At 65.8% G+C, this 16216-nt stretch carries 18 protein-coding genes; 15 read left to right on the top strand and 3 right to left on the bottom strand.

Going from position 1 to position 16216, the window contains the following annotated elements; all coding sequences use genetic code 11:
- Positions 1-132: 132 nt before the first annotated feature.
- Complete coding sequence (locus H4W30_RS12225; RefSeq protein ID WP_225949297.1) at positions 133-2805, top strand: MFS transporter; 2673 nt, start codon at positions 133-135, stop codon at positions 2803-2805.
- Here H4W30_RS12225 and H4W30_RS12220 read toward each other — a convergent pair.
- Positions 2802-3185 carry a winged helix-turn-helix transcriptional regulator gene (locus tag H4W30_RS12220; RefSeq protein ID WP_192742956.1) on the bottom strand — a complete coding sequence of 128 codons (384 nt, stop codon included), beginning with the start codon at positions 3183-3185 and terminating at the stop codon, positions 2802-2804. The two genes, H4W30_RS12225 and H4W30_RS12220, sit on opposite strands and share 4 nt — an antisense overlap.
- Positions 3186-3475: 290 nt before the next feature.
- Here H4W30_RS12220 and H4W30_RS12215 point away from each other — a divergent pair, with 290 nt between their 5' ends.
- The 14 genes from H4W30_RS12215 (at position 3476) to H4W30_RS12150 (ending at position 14490) form a co-directional block, all read left to right on the top strand.
- Positions 3476-3643, top strand: a complete 168-nt coding sequence (locus H4W30_RS12215; protein WP_192742955.1) for a hypothetical protein — start codon at positions 3476-3478, stop codon at positions 3641-3643.
- A complete protein-coding gene (locus tag H4W30_RS12210; RefSeq protein WP_192742954.1) occupies positions 3640-4299 on the top strand; it encodes a hypothetical protein in 660 nt (219 codons plus the stop codon). Before H4W30_RS12215 ends, H4W30_RS12210 begins: the two co-directional genes overlap by 4 nt.
- Position 4300: 1 nt before the next feature.
- Positions 4301-4873 (top strand): hypothetical protein, encoded by a 573-nt coding sequence (locus H4W30_RS43685; RefSeq protein WP_225949296.1) that lies wholly within the window; start codon positions 4301-4303, stop codon positions 4871-4873.
- A gap of 185 nt (positions 4874-5058) precedes the next feature.
- On the top strand, positions 5059-5763 hold the full coding sequence (locus H4W30_RS12200; RefSeq protein WP_225949295.1) for a hypothetical protein: 705 nt from the start codon (positions 5059-5061) through the stop codon (positions 5761-5763).
- On the top strand, positions 5756-6397 hold the full coding sequence (locus tag H4W30_RS12195; protein WP_225949294.1) for a flagellar biosynthesis protein FlgA: 642 nt from the start codon (positions 5756-5758) through the stop codon (positions 6395-6397). The genes H4W30_RS12200 and H4W30_RS12195 overlap by 8 nt, the downstream gene beginning before the upstream one ends.
- Before the next feature lie 7 nt (positions 6398-6404).
- On the top strand, positions 6405-7301 hold the full coding sequence (locus H4W30_RS12190) for a hypothetical protein (RefSeq protein WP_192742953.1): 897 nt from the start codon (positions 6405-6407) through the stop codon (positions 7299-7301).
- Positions 7291-8631 (top strand): CpaF family protein, encoded by a 1341-nt coding sequence (locus tag H4W30_RS12185; protein ID WP_192742952.1) that lies wholly within the window; start codon positions 7291-7293, stop codon positions 8629-8631. The genes H4W30_RS12190 and H4W30_RS12185 overlap by 11 nt, the downstream gene beginning before the upstream one ends.
- Complete coding sequence (locus H4W30_RS12180) at positions 8624-9478, top strand: type II secretion system F family protein (RefSeq protein ID WP_192742951.1); 855 nt, start codon at positions 8624-8626, stop codon at positions 9476-9478. Before H4W30_RS12185 ends, H4W30_RS12180 begins: the two co-directional genes overlap by 8 nt.
- Entirely contained in the window at positions 9475-10341 is an 867-nt protein-coding gene (locus tag H4W30_RS12175) for a type II secretion system protein (RefSeq protein WP_192742950.1), read from the top strand. The genes H4W30_RS12180 and H4W30_RS12175 overlap by 4 nt, the downstream gene beginning before the upstream one ends.
- Positions 10342-10357: 16 nt before the next feature.
- The gene (locus H4W30_RS12170) at positions 10358-10576 is read left to right on the top strand and encodes a hypothetical protein (RefSeq protein WP_192742949.1); all 219 of its coding nucleotides are present in this window, start codon (positions 10358-10360) and stop codon (positions 10574-10576) included.
- Positions 10573-10968, top strand: coding sequence for a hypothetical protein (locus H4W30_RS12165; RefSeq protein WP_192742948.1), 396 nt, complete (start codon positions 10573-10575; stop codon positions 10966-10968). The genes H4W30_RS12170 and H4W30_RS12165 overlap by 4 nt, the downstream gene beginning before the upstream one ends.
- Positions 10965-11378 carry a hypothetical protein gene (locus H4W30_RS12160; protein WP_192742947.1) on the top strand — a complete coding sequence of 138 codons (414 nt, stop codon included), beginning with the start codon at positions 10965-10967 and terminating at the stop codon, positions 11376-11378. Before H4W30_RS12165 ends, H4W30_RS12160 begins: the two co-directional genes overlap by 4 nt.
- Complete coding sequence (locus tag H4W30_RS12155) at positions 11375-11779, top strand: pilus assembly protein TadG-related protein (protein ID WP_192742946.1); 405 nt, start codon at positions 11375-11377, stop codon at positions 11777-11779. The genes H4W30_RS12160 and H4W30_RS12155 overlap by 4 nt, the downstream gene beginning before the upstream one ends.
- 11 nt (positions 11780-11790) lie before the next feature.
- Positions 11791-14490, top strand: coding sequence for a LysM peptidoglycan-binding domain-containing protein (locus tag H4W30_RS12150; RefSeq protein ID WP_192742945.1), 2700 nt, complete (start codon positions 11791-11793; stop codon positions 14488-14490).
- Positions 14491-14958: 468 nt separating this feature from the next.
- Here the strand turns inward: H4W30_RS12150 and H4W30_RS12145 are convergent, their stop codons facing one another.
- Both H4W30_RS12145 and H4W30_RS12140 read right to left on the bottom strand, forming a co-directional pair.
- The gene (locus H4W30_RS12145) at positions 14959-15171 is read right to left on the bottom strand and encodes a hypothetical protein (RefSeq protein ID WP_192742944.1); all 213 of its coding nucleotides are present in this window, start codon (positions 15169-15171) and stop codon (positions 14959-14961) included.
- A gap of 81 nt (positions 15172-15252) precedes the next feature.
- The gene (locus H4W30_RS12140) at positions 15253-16032 is read right to left on the bottom strand and encodes a hypothetical protein (protein ID WP_192742943.1); all 780 of its coding nucleotides are present in this window, start codon (positions 16030-16032) and stop codon (positions 15253-15255) included.
- Between the last annotated feature and the right edge of the window lie 184 nt (positions 16033-16216).

Raw genomic sequence — 16216 nt, 5'->3', positions numbered from 1 at the left:
TGACGACACTCCGGGCATACCGTGAGTTTCGGGAGAGGGACGAACGACCCGGCATGGTCAGTCCGGCGGGAGCGTGACTGCGCGACCGCATGCTGAGTTGTCGCCTGGGAGTTGCGTGTAGGGGGAACGGATATGGCGGAGCGCCGCCGTGCCGGCTTTGCCGTGCCAATGCGGAACCCGGAATTCCGGGCGCTTTGGGTCGCCGAGTTGCTGTCGATCGGTGGCGACCAGATCGCCCGGGTCGCGTTGTCGTTGCTGGTGTTCAAGGAGACCTCGTCCGCGGCGTTGACCGCGTTGACCTACGCCTTGACCTTCATCCCATCTGTGCTCGGTGGCTTCCTGCTGTCCGGTCTCGCCGACCGCTATCCGCGGCGGGCGATCCTGGTCGTCATCGACGTCGTTCGCGCAGTCCTCGCCGCGGCGATGGCGCTGCCAGGGCTTCCGCTGCCTGTGCTGTGGGTGTGCGTCGCGGTGCTCAGCGCGGCGGCGGGACCGTTCAAAGCGGCGCAGTCAGCGTTGCTGCCGCAGGTTCTCGGCCGAGAGGACTTCCCGGCCGGACTCGCACTGCGGCAATTCACCGGTCAGGTCGCTCAGGTGGTGGCTTTCGGATCCGGCGGGCTCGTACTGACGTTGATCGAGCCGCATCTTGGAATGCTGGTGAACGCGGGCTCCTTCGTGCTGAGCGCCGTGATCATCCTCAAGGGCGTGTCGTCGAGGTCGGTCAGCCGAACCGACACCGAGAAAGAGGAGCCAGCGCAAGCGCCTGCCCGAACGTGGTTGCTGCTTTACGCCCTGGTCCTGCTGGTGGGCGTCTACGTCGTGCCCGAGGGCTTGGCGGTCCCGTATGGACACGCGTTGGGGATCTCCGCCTTCGGCATCGGTTTGCTGCTCGCTGCCGACCCGCTGGGGAGCGCCATCGGCGCCTGGCTCACGATGCGGTTTCGCTTGCCCGCTACGCCGCTCGCCGCGCTGCTGTTCGCGGTGGTGGCCGGCCTGCCTCTCGCTGCCTGCGTATTCGAACCGGGGGTAGTTGCTTCGATCGTCCTTTGGGCCGCGTCCGGCGCTGTCTCGACCGCCTTTCTCATTCAGGTGCAGACCGTTGTCGTCGATCTGGTGCCGGACGCCCGTCGCGGGGGAGTGATGGGTCGGATGTCGACGTGCCTGCAGTGTTCACAAGGCGTCGCGATCCTGGGCGGCGGGCTGGCCGCCCAGCAGTTCGGGCCGTTCAGAGCAGTTGCCGCCGCGGGCGCCGTCGCGATCGGCGTGGCGGCGGCGATCAGCGTGCTGTGGGCCCTGACCCGCTCCCGGCGGCGAGCCGGGAGCGAGCGTGGTTCAGCGAATGAGGACGCGCGAGATCACCAGTCCTTGTTGGTCATCGACGAACCCTCCTCCCAGCGAACGGACTGCCTGGACGGCCCGCCCGCTGAGAACACCCCGACGACGGCGTCCGCCGGAGGACCGCCTGGGGACGCAAGCGACTCAAGTATGCAGGTCAGAGCCTCCAATGTGACCAGCGAGGCCTCCAGTGATACAGAACGTATTTGGAATGTCACACGGTGGAAGCTCTGGTCGCTGCAGGGACGGGTGATCACCTTCGTTCTGGCAGTCGAGATCGTCGCGGTCGTCTTCACGCTTCTGCTGGACGGGTTCACGCCGGTGAACCGATCCGATCTCTTCCGGTTCGGTGTCCTCGTGGTGCTCGGTCTCCTCTCGGCGGAAGTGACCCGAGCTGTCGAGCAGATGCGGCGCCGGTTCTCGGATACTCCGCACGTCAACATGAGCTCGGTCTGGACACTCGCGGCGGCCTTGCTGGTCACGCCGGCTTTGGCGGCGGCGATCGCGGTCATCCTCTATGGGCACATGTGGTGGCGCAGCTGGCGCCGAGTGTCCGGTATGTGCCTTTACCGGGTGGTGTTCAGCGCGAGTTCGGTGGTCATCTCCTGTTGTTCGGCCATCGCGGTGGCCCGCTGGCTCCCGTCTGTCCAAGCCCTCGAACGCATCGACGACGGCGCCCTGTTGGGTCTGGTCGTGGTGGTCGTCTGCTATTGGCTGGTGAACTCGGCATTGGTCGCCGGGGTGATCGCGTTGTCGCCTGGCAAGCGTTCGGTCGGGACACTGGTCGGCAGCTGGAGCGAGAACAGCCTCGAATTCGCGACATTGTGCGTCGGCGTCCTGGTCACGTTGTTGATGGTCTGGCATCCGCTCGCGCTGGTCTTCGTCATGCTGCCGCTGTATGTGCTGACGCGCAGTGTTCTCGTTCGGCAGCTCGAAGCCGCGGCGACGACGGACAGGAAGACCGGCTTGCTCAACGTGGAGACGTGGAAGACTCTCGCGGAGAACGAGGTGGCCAAAGCTCGGCATCATCATGCGCCGATCGGCGTGCTGATGATCGATGTCGACAAGTTCAAGTCGGTAAACGACACCTTCGGACACATTGCCGGGGACAGGGTCCTGCGCGAGATCGCACAGACGATCGTCGAAAACGTTCGGTCGTACGACATCGCCGCGCGATTCGGAGGAGAAGAGTTCGTCGTTCTGCTGCCGGGCGCTGATACGACGGCCTCGGTCGACATCGCGGACCGTGTCTGCGAGGCCGTTCGCGGGATGAGGTTCGATGACGAATTGGGTGATTTACGCCTTAGTGTCTCAATCGGTGTAGCTTCCTATCCGGAAGCGGGCGAAGCTCTCAACGATGTGCTCGTGGCGGCGGACAACGTCCTGTTCGCAGCGAAGGATGCGGGCCGGGACAGGGTTCGTTCGTTGATTCCGGATCCTCGCCGGACGGCATCCGCCAGGGCGTATTAAGCGCCTCGGCGGTCGGCCTCGTCAGCTTGGCGGTCCGCTTGATAAACCTGAGCCCACTCGGCCAGCGGCCGGACGGCGCGGAGCAGCGAGCGTCCCGTCGGGGTGAGTACATAAGAGACTGTCGCGAAGTTGCCCGATGCGGCGTGCCGTTCGATGAGACCGTCCTCGCGAGCGCGCTGAAGAGTGTCGCTCAGTACTCGATTCGACAGCATGCGATCTCGGTCGGTGCGCTTTTCGACGTCGTTGATCGCGGCCAGCAGTTCCTTGAACTGCGTTTCGCCGCGAGCAAGCCCGGCCAAGACGGCGACGGTCCACCTGCCTCTCAAGAGATCCAAGGCGATCTGAACGCTGTGCCGGTACGGCATTTCCCACCCGTCCATACCGACCAGCTAACACGATTCACTACCGCTTGCGCGCGAGCAATTCTACTTATTCCTACACCCGGACGAGTGACAAAGCCCCTGATGAGCCAAGGCTCACCCGGTGTTGAGCTTGCCCTCACCGGGCCGGAAAGCGGTATTCCTGATTTGCCAGGAACGGACTGCCTGGCGACGCAGGAGAAAGAAACGAAGGCCGGCTGGACAACCTCCCCTCGCTCGAGGAACTCGCAAGCGCCTCGGGCAGTTCCAGCCGGCCTTCGCCATCAGATACGTCCACGGAGGGAGGCCGGATGTCAGCCGAATACGTTCTCGACTGCGGTGATCGAGCGAAGCTCTCCGCGGGCGAAGAAGATGAAGAACTGTTGAGCCGGTACGTCTGGTGTGACGAATGCCGGATCTGGCGGCGCGTCATCGAGCGGGTGGATCCCTCCGATCTGGATGCCGAGGTCGGAGGATGACCGTCACCGATTTCACCGAGCGCTTGAGGAAGGCTCGACGACGTGTGTCCGATCCGAGGCCGCCGTCGAAGAGTTCGTCGCGCTGGCTCAACCTCGCCACGGTGGTCGTCGCCCTGGTGTTCGCTCTGGTCATCGTCCATCTCGTCGCGGTCCTCAGAGACAGGACGGTGCCCGCGCTTGTGCTCGCTAGGGATGTCGGCGCGACTCAGCCGTTCACCGAAGCAGACTTGGTCGCTGTTGACCTGGTCCCTGACCACGACGTCCGCTTCATCCGAGCGGCCGACCGAGCCGCTGTCATCGGTCGCGCGCCCGTCGTCGGCCTTCAGAAGGGGACGCTCCTCGCCGCGGCCAGCCTCATACCGGAGGGCGTGCCGGGAACCGGATTTCAGGTAGTCGGCCTGCGGGTCGAAGCCGGCAACCGACCGAGTCAGCCCCTTTGGCCGCATGCGCGGGTTTGTGTGTCGCCTCTGCCGCAACCGCTGCCCTGTGACTCGCTCCCGTCGGCGGGAAACGCGTTCGTCGCCAGGGTCGCTGGAGTCGGGTCACCTGACTCTGACGGGACGGTCGTGGTCGACGTGATCGTCGATTCCGAGCACATCGGTCCGGCTCTGGCCGCGGCTAGTGGGTCCGTGATCATCAGCCTCAGGGGAGCATGAAATGAAGTCCAAGTTCGTGATCGTCTTGCTCTTCGCGGCCACCACGGCCGCGTGCAGCGAAACTGGAAACCCGCCCTCGGCCACGTCGGCCACACCTCCGGCACCCCCGACATCCAGCCACGTCCCGACGGCTGAGGACGTGGCGAAGCAGAAAGCGCTTGATGCTTACGAAGGCTACTGGCGCGTCAGTACCGCTGCGGAGAAGGCGCCGCAATCGAAGGACTGGCGCTCAGCGCTGGGCGAGTATCTCGTCGACCCAGAGTTGACGCGTCACCTCGCGGAAATCCAGAACCTGGCCTCCGTGCCGTCGCATATGGAAGGTAACTATCGGCGTTCCCCTGCGGTGACCGCGGTGTCGCTCGACGAGCGCGACCCGAGGGTCAAGATCACCGACTGCCTGGATCGGGCTGGACTCCATCTGGTCAGCGACAAGCCGGGCGAGCAGGGGCGGGTTCTCGACAACCCGGACCAGCCGCGGCGGTACGAGTTCCGTGCCGAGGTAGTCCGATACGCCAGCCTGGACGACCGGTGGCTGGTCCAGGTCGTCGAAGCCGCCTTGGAGAAGCCATGCTGACGAAGACGATCGGCTCGGCCCTGCTGGTGACCGCGATGGTCAGCCCCGCGGCGGCGTGGGCTGGCCCGGAGCCAGGCCTAGGTGGTTGCCAATCCTCAGGGGTGCGCGGGACCTGCTGGGTCGGTGCGACGGATCCCGGCCGGCCGGGCCGCGAGGGAGGCCAGCCAGGGACCGGACCAGCCAGCTTGGGGAAGCGCGCCGGACCTGCTCCGCAATGCGTTCCGATGGCGATTCCCCAGCCGGCGGGCGGCGACCCGATGTGGGCGGGAAAGGACCCGTCGAAGGGGCGGCTGGTCGTGATGATCTGCGGCGTCGGCGGGCCCGGTGGTGGGTATCCCGGCGACGCTCGGGTGGCTTACGTGCCCAATGGAGCTGAGGCTCCCATTGCCCCGCAGGTTTCGCCCGCCGAACTCGCTCGACAGGCGATCGACCAGATGGGACTCTCCGCGCCCGACATCAGGCTGGCGCCGCCCGCCGATTCGCCATATGGTGCCACGATCGGCTTTCCGGTGTGGATGTGGAGCGCACGAAGCGAGGCCACCACCGGTCCGGTCACCCGGACGGCAACCGCCGGAACCGTCAGCGTGACGGCCACTGCCAAGCTCGCCCGCATCTCCTGGTCGATGGGCGACGGAGCGACGAAAGCTTGCGCTGGGCCAGGCACGCCGTTCACCGAAGACAGAGCTGGTCTCGCGTCACCTGACTGCGGGCACGTCTACCTGACGAAGGCCTCTTCCGGCGCCTTCTCGATCGCGGCGACCGGTCACTGGGAGATCAGCTGGTCCGGCGGTGGGATGTCCGATTCCGAGGCGATGGACCTGACATCGAGTGCCAGGTTGCCCGTCCGCGAAATCCGCACGCTGAACTCCGGGGAGGACGGCCATGAATGACCCGGCTCAACTCGAGAAGCCGCCGCTCGCGCCGGAGGTCCGGCCACTTCGACGGCGCCCCTCGAAGTTGCTGATCCTCGTGGGTCTCGTACTGGCTGCGCTGTGCGCGACCGGGACCGTCTTCATCTACCGGAACGTCGACACGACGATCGCCGCGGTCGGTGTCGCTGCTCCTGTCCGATTTGGGCAGGTCGTACTCGACAACTCCGTGCGGGAGGTCCAGGTTCGACCTGATCCTGGCCTCACGCCAGTGCTGTGGAAGGACCGGTCGCAGTTCATCGGGCGGAAGGCCACGACGAATCTCTGGCCGGGGAGCGTGCTGACCGCGCAGGCCGTCGGAGGAGAGCTCCCGCCAAGGCCGGGAGAGCAACTGCTGGGTATCGCCGTCAAGCCGGCTCAGCTCCCGGCGACTCCGCTGGAGCCGTTGAAGCCTGTTCTCCTCGTTCCTTCCGGCCAGAGCGGCACAGTGACCGAAACCTGGGAACCGGTGCAGGGGACGGTCGTCCGCGTCGGGGAGCGGGATCAGACCGGACTCCGCGTTGTCGACGTCGTCGTGGCCGAGCACCAGGGCCCGAAGCTCGCGACCAAGGGATCCGTGGGCACGGTCGCGATCGTTCTGCTGCCGGGGAGTTGAGCGAACCATGCTGATCACATTCACTTCCCTACGCGGAAGTCCGGGAACGTCGGCCGCGACGCTGGCCTTGACGTGGGCTTGGCCGCGCCACGCCGTCGCCGCGGAGTGCGATCCGTCCGGCGGCCAGGCGCTGGCGGTGTTCGACCCGGGCGGTTCGCTCGGCCACCGAGGGATGTTCGAGGCGATGCTGGCCGCGCGGACGATGCCGTTGCCGCAGGCGTTGTGGCAGCAGACGATCACGCTTCCGGACGGCACCGGACGACACTTCCTCCTGCCTGGGCCGCAAACGACTCGGGTCGCGGAAAGCCTGCAATGGCAGCGACTGGCGCTGGCGTTCCGGACCTGGGAGTCGGTCGACGTCCTGGCAGACTGTGGTCGGCTCCGTTCTCGCGGTATGCCGCATGCCGTCCTGGGGAACGCAGACCTGACGGTGCTGGTCGTACGCAACGACCGGCATTCGCTCCGAGCTCTGGCGTCCTCTGTGGACTTGATTCGCGAGGAGATCGGCCTGCTCGGTACAGCGGACGACGGCTTGGTGGTCGTTGTTGCGGCTGCTGCCACTGGGTTTCCACTCAAGGAGATCGAGAGGCAGTTCGCGAAACTCGGTCTGCCGGTTGTCGGTGAGATGCCGTGGGATCCGTCCTCCGCCACGCAGTTCACGGACACGTTCAGGCCAGGAAAACGCTTCGAGACCTCGTCGTTGCTTGAGACGTCCCGGAAGCTCGGCTTCGAAATCGGCAAGCGAGCCTTCACTCGGTCGCGAAGGCTTCGAGGGCAGGCGATTCCCGAGCAGGCACCCGCCAGGCAAGAGAGGCCACGACGTGAGCTCGTGCGGAGGTCGCCACCGCCCTCGGTTCCGCGGCCTGCCGCATCTGCTGGCGAGGGGGACCGCCATGTTGGTTGAGCAGGACTTCGCGGGAGCGGACGAGCTTGTCGATCGTGTCCAACAGGCTCTCGCGAAGCAGGTCGAAGAAGAGATGGCACGCCATAGCGAGCCGGAATCGGGAAGTTTCGAGCGTGCGCTCGCAGGAAAACTGATCGACGAAGTCCTCTCGGCTGCGATCAAGGAGTGGGCCGGTCGAGGCAGGCCGTTCCTTGATCCCGGCAAGGAGTGGTTCGTCAAGCAGGCCGTGATGGCGGAGATGTTCGGCCTGGGACGGTTGGAACCGTTGCTGGCGGACGAAGGCGTCGAGAACATCGACATCATCGGCAATGAGCCCGTCTGGCTGTCCTACGCGGACGGCACGGTCATGCGGGCGCCCCGGATCGCACCGACCGACGAAGCCTTGCTTCGCTGGTTGCAGCGACTTGCCGCCCGTCACGGCCGGACCGAGCGGGCCATCAACAGCACGTCACCGCTGCTGAATATGGAGCTACCGGGCGGGGAACGCCTGGCCGCCACGATCGAGGTCAGTGATCGTCCGCATGTCTCCATCCGGCGGCATCGGCTGTCCAAGACCGGGCTGGCGGACCTCCGCAAGCGGCGGATGATCTCGACGGCGCAACTCGCACTCCTTCGCGCGGCGGTGCGAGCGGAGAAGAACATCGTCGTGTGCGGCAGACAACGGGCGGGGAAGACGACGCTTCTGCGCGCCCTCTGCTGGGAGATCCCTCCGGATGAACGGTTCGCGACGCTGGAGACCGAGTTCGAACTCGGCCTGCACCGGCATCGCGATCGGTTTCCGGCCGTCATCGCGTTCGAGGAACGGATCGGCAATTCGGAGCGGTCCGGCAGTACCGTCGCCGACCTGTCGCACTTGGTCTGGCAGTCGCTGCGCATGCACACCACGCGCACGATCGTGGGCGAGGTCCGCGGTCGCGAGATCATCCCGATGCTCGACGCGCTTTCGACGGGTGGATCGGGCTCGCTCTCCACCATGCACGCCCGCAACGCGGGGGACGCCATCAACCGCATGGCCCGCCTCTGCCTTGAGGGGAACTCGGCATGGACACCCGAGCTGGCGCACGAAACCGTGGCACATGCGATCGATCTCATCGTGTATGTGGAGCTCGTCGCTGACGGTAATAGCCTCGATCGCTACGTTGCCGAGATCGTCTCCGTCGAGGCCGGTGAGTATGGGCGACCAGCGCGGACATATCTCTTCCAACGTGCTGCAGGTCGCCGGTCGGTGCCTACCGGGAATCTGCCGACCGACATCGAGGACTACGAGCGCGCCGGGTTCGACCGGAACTGGCTGACCTGTGGCAGCGATGGGGAGTGGGCCCATGCCTGAACTCGTCCTTATTTTGCTCAGCGTCGGACTCGTCGGCGGTCTGGCGCTCGTCGTCGCCGGAGCGTTCGGTGTCGGCCAACGGCGAAGGCCTATCTTCCAGCCAAAGGCACTCCGGCGGCATCGTGGCCTCCGTTGGCGAGGACCACTCGCACTGTCAGCCGGCGCTCTGGTCTGGCTTGTCTCCGGCTGGCCGATCGCCGGGGTGGCCATCACGGTCTTCATCGTCTTCCTGCCCTGGCTCTTCTCAGCGGGAGCGATCGCCAAGCAGCGCATCGAGCGACTAGAAGCCCTGGAAAGCTGGCTGCGTCGTCTCAGCGACGTCATGGCGGCGGGCAACACTGGACTCGTCAGCGCCATACAGAGCTCCACTCGCGAAGCGCCGACGTGTCTCGCCCGCGAGCTGACCACGCTGGCACATCGCCTGCGGACCTGGGACGTACAGGAAGCCCTGCTCGAGTTCGCCGACGACATCGACGACCAGATCGGAGACGCCGCAGTGGCCGGCCTCTGCGTCGCATACCGCCAAGGTTCAGGGGTCGCCGGCCTGCTGCGTGCGCTCGCTCGCCAGGTTGCCGAGGACATCGTCGCTCGCCGGACCGCGGAGTCCGAACGGGCCCGGAGGAGGTCTACCGCGCGGGTCCTGCTCGGCATCTGGGCGGCGATGTTCGTGGGGATCGCTCTCTTCGGTAGCTCGATGTACACCTCGGCCTATGCCACGCCGGTCGGGCAGGTTGTCCTGGCTGTGGTGCTCGGGTTGGTAGGTGCCTCCGCGGTATGGCTGCGTCAGTTGGGCCTCGAGCCGCCGGCAGCCCGGTTCCTCTCCGCACGGACTCGGCGGCGGACATGAGCACGCTCGGCCAACTCATCCTGCTGGCGCTGGGAATCGCCGGTGGCACGACACTGATCGTCGCGGCATGCGTGCCTGGACGTCTCCGGCTAAGCGATGTCCTGAACGGTCCGCCTGTCGTTTCGGACAGCTCGTCGCTGAATCCGGCCTTACGAGCCGTGATCCGGGTCGCCGACCGCTGCGGAGCGAGGACGCCAACCGCAGATCTCGACCTTGTCGGCCAGACACGCGAGTCCTTCATGCTGAAACGCATCGGCTATGCGTCCACAGGAGCCCTGGCGGTTCCGCTGACGAGCGTCGCACTTGCTGTCGTCGGCGCTGGGGCACCCGTTGTCCTGACAGGATTGATGTCGCTGTGCACGGCGGCATTCGGCTGGACGCTTCCGCGCCTCCTGCTGCGGTCTAAGGCCCAGAAAGCACGGGCCGCGTTCCGAGGGGCTCTGGTCGCCTACGCGCACCTCGTCGCGCTCGGGCGTCTCGGTGACCGCGGCCCGGTCGAAGCGATGCGCTACCCGGCTTCGTTGGGTGAAGGCTGGGCGTTCCACAGGATCCGGCTGGCGATGAACGAAGCGTCGCTGCGCGGCCGGATGCCGTGGGAGGGTCTTGAGCGCCTCGCCGACGAGCTGGGTGTCCGTGAACTCAGGGATCTCGGCCACATCATCACCAGCGCGAGCGAGGGCGGAGCGAGCATCGCCGACACCCTGCGGTCGAAAGCGGCATCGATTGCCCAGCAAGGCCTGGCGGACCAGAAGACCGGTTCGTCGATCCGTTCGGATCGGATGGACATGCCGATCGCCGTGATGGGCCTGGCGTTCATCGTCTTTCTCGCCTTCCCCGGCATCTTCACGATGCTCGGCACCTGAATCAGAGGAGAAGTCCATGCTCAAAACAGCGGTGGCTCACCTGCAGATCGCCGTACTCACGATCGGAACCGCCTTGCAGAAGCGCAGAGCGAAGTTCGCCCGTGAGGGTGAGCGCGGCGACGAGAACATCACCAAAGCCATTTACGCAGTACTCGGCCTCGTGCTGGCCACCGCGATCGCCGGGGCGGTCACGGCCTTCGTGAACGGCAAGCTCCCACTGATCGGAGGGCAATGAACCTCCGGCGCCGCACCGCCGAGCTGACCGGCGAGCGCGGCGACGAGAACGTGTCGGCCATCCTCGGCCTGGGAGCACTTCTCCTGGTCACGTGGTTAGTCTTGCAAGTCATTGTGCTTTTCCTGGGACGGAACGTGGCCTTGGAAGCGGCGCGGGACGGCGTCAACGCCGAGCGGCTGCCGCCCGTCGACTTGGCGGCCGCTGAACATCACGCCCAGAACTATGTCAGCCGGGTGACCGGCAGTTGGCTGTCCAATGTGAACGCCGATGCCTCCAGCGACGGCCGGAACGTCACCGTCATCGTCAGTGCCGAGGCCGCCTCGCTCATACCGTTCGCGCGGTTCTCGGTGAGCCAGCGTGCGTCTGGGCCGATCGAGCAGTTGACACCATGAAGCTTGGGGATCGCGGCGATGTGAACATCGAAGTCGTGATCGGCGTGTCGGCGCTGATCGTCCTTTTCGGACTCGCGCTGGTCGGGATGCGGGTCATCACTGCGGAATCCGCGGTGGACGAGGCAGCTCGCTCTGCCGCACGTGCGGCTTCCCTTGCCCGCGACGGCCATGCTGCGGCGTCGGTAGCCGAGGTGCGGGTGCGAGCTGTCATCGCTCAGCAGGGCTTGAACTGCGACAACCTCAACATTGCTGTCGATGCTCGAGACTTCGGCAAGCCGCTGGGCGAGACCGGCTACGTGATCGCCACCATCAGCTGTGAGATCACGTTCGGCGACCTCATGATCCCGGGTTCCCGACTCGCTGCTTCCGAATTCCGATCACCCATCGATCGCTACGGAGCCCGTCGATGATCCGCTTGCGTGGCGAACGCGGGTCCGTCTCGGTGTGGCTGGTCGGATTAAGTATCGCCCTGATCATCGCGATCGGGTGGGCGGTGGACGGCAGTCGCAAGGCCCAAGCTCATTCCGAGGCGACGTCGGTCGCCGAGGAAGCCGCGCGTGCAGCTGGACAGGCACTCCGCGTTCACGCTCTTGCCGCCGGCCAGGTCGCAGACGTCAACCCGCAGCAAGCCGTCGCCGAAGCAGAGCGCTACCTCGCGGCGACGGGCATTGCCGGAACCGTTGCCGTACAGGACAACCGGATCGTCGTCGACACCACGATCACCAGAACCACCATCTTCCTCAGCATCATCGGAGTATCCGAGTTCTCCGTGCGCGGCCACGGCGCCGCCGATCTGGTCTCCGACGGATAGGGAGCACCGCTATGAGAAGGCTCGTGCGAATCCTCCTCGGAGTCATGGGACTCGCTCTGCTCATCGTCGGGCCACCGCTCCTCCTGTGGACGTTCAAGTCGGCATTCCTGCCAGACCACGTGCCGGCCTTCCCCGAAGTCGTCGGCTGGATCACCGAGCGAGACACCGGTCAGGTCTTCCTGCTCGTGGTGGCGGTGGCCGGGGTGATCGCCTGGTTGCAGCTCGTCGTCGCCGTCGTGCTCGAATGCGTCGCACTCGCGCATGGAGTGGCAGCGCCGCGATTGCCTGGATTCCGCTGGGCTCAACGACTCGTAGCCGGTGTCCTCTTTGGTCTGGTGGTCGGTACGACGGCTGCTGAGGCGTCGCAGCCTGCTGCCCCGGCCAGCATCGTCGCCCCGCAGGTCTCCGAACAGAGTAGCCCCCAGACCGCAGAGGACGCCGATCCTCCGGTGGCCGACGGGTACACGGTTGTTCCCGGCGACTCGCTGATGAGCATCGCGGCTGAGCATCTCGGCGACGAGAGTCGCTACCAGGAGATCTTCAATCTGAACCGGGGCCGACGTCAGGCAGACGGGGCGGCTCTCCGAAGCGTCGACTTGATCAAGCCCGGTTGGCGTCTCGCGCTGCCTACCGAGTCGCAGTGCATCGAAGTCGTCGTCGGTGCAGGTGACACGCTGACTCAGATCGCTCAGAAGCACCTCGGCTCCGCGTCCCGGTACGTCGAGATCTTCGAACTCAACCGAGGTCGGCCACTGCCTGGCGGCCGGGTCTTGGACGACCCGGATCGGATCTATCCCGGCGATGTCCTACAACTTCCCGGAGCGGCAACGCCTGCACACGGTGGGGGAGCAGCGTCTGGAGGCTCGACTTCGGCTCAGATCGCTCCACCTGGCTGTGGGCCAGAGCCGACACCGCCAGCTGCCCGGCCCGCGGAACCGACTTCGCCATTGCCGGAGCGAGCGCCAGCGCCGCCCCCAGCTCCGGCACCCGTCGAGGTCGCTCCTGAGAGCGACGGCAGCGTCGTACCCCTCGTCGCCGTCGGGCTCGGAGGGCTTCTTGCCGCCGGCGTTCTGGCGAGGCTCGCCCGGCGCAGGATGCTCGCCCAACGACGTCGTCGTCCTGGACAACGAATCCGCCGCCCGCCGCCCACAGACCTGGAGACCGCACTCAGGAAATCCGAAGAACCTGCCACCGCCGAAGCTCTCGATGTCGCGCTACGCAGTCTCGCCTATCGCACCCGCGAGGAGGGCACCTCGCTGCCCGCCGTCCGGTCCGCGGTCGTAGGCAGCCGTGGTGTGGTCCTGTACCCGCACGAAAACAGCGAATCCTTCACCGAGTCGCTAGATGTAAATGAGCTGGGTAGCGTGCCGGCACCATATCCAGCGCTTGTCACAGTCGGCCACGATCCTCGCCGTGACCTTGTCATGGTCAACCTCGCGGAGATCGGCACGATCACGCTCGACGGCGCTGCGGAAGAAATCGAGCCTGTCCTGTTGGCCATGGCCTGGGAACTGGCAACGTCTGCTTGGTCCAAGTCCGTCCCCGTGGCGATGGTCGGCTTCGGTCATTCAACCGCCGCGAACAATCCAGAGCGCTTCCGTCACTTCAATTCGGCGGACGAGCTCTCCGGGGCGGAGTTGTCAACGGCTGTCATCCTGTCCGCTGATCCTTTCGACGTGGAGCAGCATGAGTGCCTTGCTGCTGTGGTTGCCGCGGGCGCGGCGGCCTCGGATGGCTGGAAGGTCGATGTTTCCGCGAAGTCCACGGTGATCCAAGACCTCGGCGTCGAAGTCGAGCTCCAGCGCCTGACCGTCGATCAGGCAGAAGAACTCATCGCGACACTGACTGCCGAGGTCAAGGCCGAACAGGTGCCCGCAGACGACTATCCGGATGTTCCATTCGAACCGCGATCGGCAACTGGGCCCGAGCTGAGACTTCTCGGACCGGTCGGATTGCACAACGTCGACCCGACGAAGGTCGAAGGCAAGAAGATCAACCGGCTCACGGAACTCGCTGCGTTCCTGCTCCTTCACCCAGGCGCGACCGCCGACGAAATCTCGCGACAGCTCGGGACGGACACCCGTCCCTGGTCGGCGGCGACCCGCCAGGGTTACATCTCCCGGCTGCGTACCTGGCTCGGTCACGACGAAAACGGCGACCTCTACCTCCCGAATCTCGAGGCCAACGGAGGTGGCTACCGCCTGTCGAAGTCGATGACCAGTGACTGGCATCGGTTCCGGCAACTCGCCGGGCCCGATCCGAACCATGGCGGACCAGATCGGCGGGCTCGCCTCGAAGCAGCGCTCGAACTTGTCAGCGGCATGCCCTTCAGCAACATCGGCCCAGGCCGATACGCCTGGAACTCCTGGCACCAGCGTGAAATGATCGACGCCATCGTCGACGTCGCCCACGCTCTGGCCGACACCTGCCAGAAAGCCGGTGATCTACCAGCGGGCCGCCGCGCGATCCTGCGAGGCCTCCTCGCCGACCCAGTGAGCGAACTCCTCTATCGCGACCTTCTTCACGTGGAGCACCGAGCGGGAAACCTCGCCGCCGTGAAGGCCACGGCGGACAAGCTGGTCGATATCGCGGGTGCACTCGAGGTCGACCTCGAAGAGGAATCCTCCGCACTCGTGGAAACCCTGCTCGGTCCCGGTGAAGGCAGACTCACCCGAGATTTACCTTGCACTCACCCGAATACGTCGCGATAGGCATGGTCTCACCTTCATTCGGAGTCGAGGGAATTTAAGGAGAGACATGTCTGTCGTGACAAGGATTCTTATCGCTGGTCTCGTAAGTGCGGCCGCTGTGGGATTTGGTGGAACTGAAGTATCGGCGTCCCCACGCGAGGAGCGCTACCAGTGCATCATCCAGGACAACACGCCGCTGTGGTACCACGGTGTGATCCTTCGGTTTGCTAACAAAGGGCAGGGTCTATACGACATACACGACTTCGGTGGGCTTCAGATCTGGGCAACTCTCTGGGGAGGTGGCATGTCATACCAAATCGACCGGTGGAACGTCGGCTGGTGCTAATGGGCGTGCGGGAAACTTTCCGGTGTTCAACGGAGGAGTGCTTACCGCTATGGGAAGACCGCGTGAATGCCGCCACGCCCGCTCCCGCAGTGGCCCCGCGCCGCCGCAGGAGCGGGCGTGGGCAGCAGGGACAGCGCCGGACCTCACCCGCCCCTGATCCGGGCGCAACATTCGACAGACGGTGATTCGGTGAGGGCGTCGTGCCAGCCGGGCGACGTGCGCAGCAGCCCCAGCCGCCAGAACGGTGACCAGGGGGCGCTGCGCACGGCTGGGGGCAGGCATGGCTCGCCTTCGGTCGCCGCGGCGAGGTCGTCGGCGTGGACCTGCTCAGCGGAGACGGTTCGACGAATCACCACTGACCGAACCGGCCCACGGCATCTGCGGAAACGGACCGGCGTCGACAAATGCGGCAACAGAACATGCCGTACCCCTGCGGGCTACTCGGCGACGACGGTGAACTGGGCGGTGTGGACCACGTCCTCGTGTTTGAAGTCCAGGAACAGCCGGTAGGTTCCCGGGCCGGGAACGTGGGCCTGGAAGGCGATCTCCGGGCCCGGCTGCGTCTCGCCGTCGCCGGGGGCGCCGTCGGGGTGGACGTGGACGTATGCGAGGTCGCCCAGCCGCAGCGTGACAAGGTGCCCGTAGGCGCCGAGGTAGGGCTGCAGATCCGTGACCGGTTCACCGTCGCGGTGCACCGCGAGCACCAGCTGGTTGGTTTCCTCGGGCCGCAGGTCACCCTTGATGCCGATCTCGTAGCCGTCGACCTCGAAGACGGCGGCCTGCTCCGGCACCGGGCGCGGCTCGTAGGTGCCCGCCACGGCCAGGTCCGCGCCGAGCGTGAGTCCCTTGTCCGCGCCCTCCGGCCAGAAGTCCGTGAACACCCGGTACTCACCCGCCTCCGGCAGGTTCAGCCGGGCCGTCCAAACACCGTCGCCCAGCTCGGCGGGGTGCAGGTGCCAGAACCCGGTGAGGTCCCGGCGGGCGACGATCAGATGGATCTTCTTCTCGTGGGTCTCGGCGAAGGCGGTCAGCGGAGCGCCGTCCTTCCCGAGAATCCGGAACCGGTAGTCGACCTCCTCCCCGGCCGTCAGCCGAAGTGTCTCCGGAACGAGGACGTAGCCGTCCTTGGCGATCTGCAACCCCTCCGCGACGGCGCCCGCGCCGCCGTGTCCGTGGTGGCCGTGTGCGTGGTGAGCGTGGTGCGTTCCCGTGTTCATCGTGATTCCCTTCCGCATACCCCAGGGGGGTGTCTTGTCCAATGCCAGGAACAGTGTCACCGATGCGATCGAAGATCAATGTGTTTCAGCCCTCACTACCCCTAGGGGGTATTTGTGGCCTGAGCGCCGATCGGCTCTTGACTCATACCCCCCGCCCGTATAAACAGTGCGCTGTAGATACCCG

It is taken from the genome of Amycolatopsis roodepoortensis, from assembly GCF_014873915.1.
In the GTDB taxonomy this organism is placed as follows: domain Bacteria; phylum Actinomycetota; class Actinomycetes; order Mycobacteriales; family Pseudonocardiaceae; genus Amycolatopsis; species Amycolatopsis roodepoortensis.
Note: the sequence above shows the minus strand (reverse complement) of the source record. Positions and strands in the feature narration are given on the sequence as shown.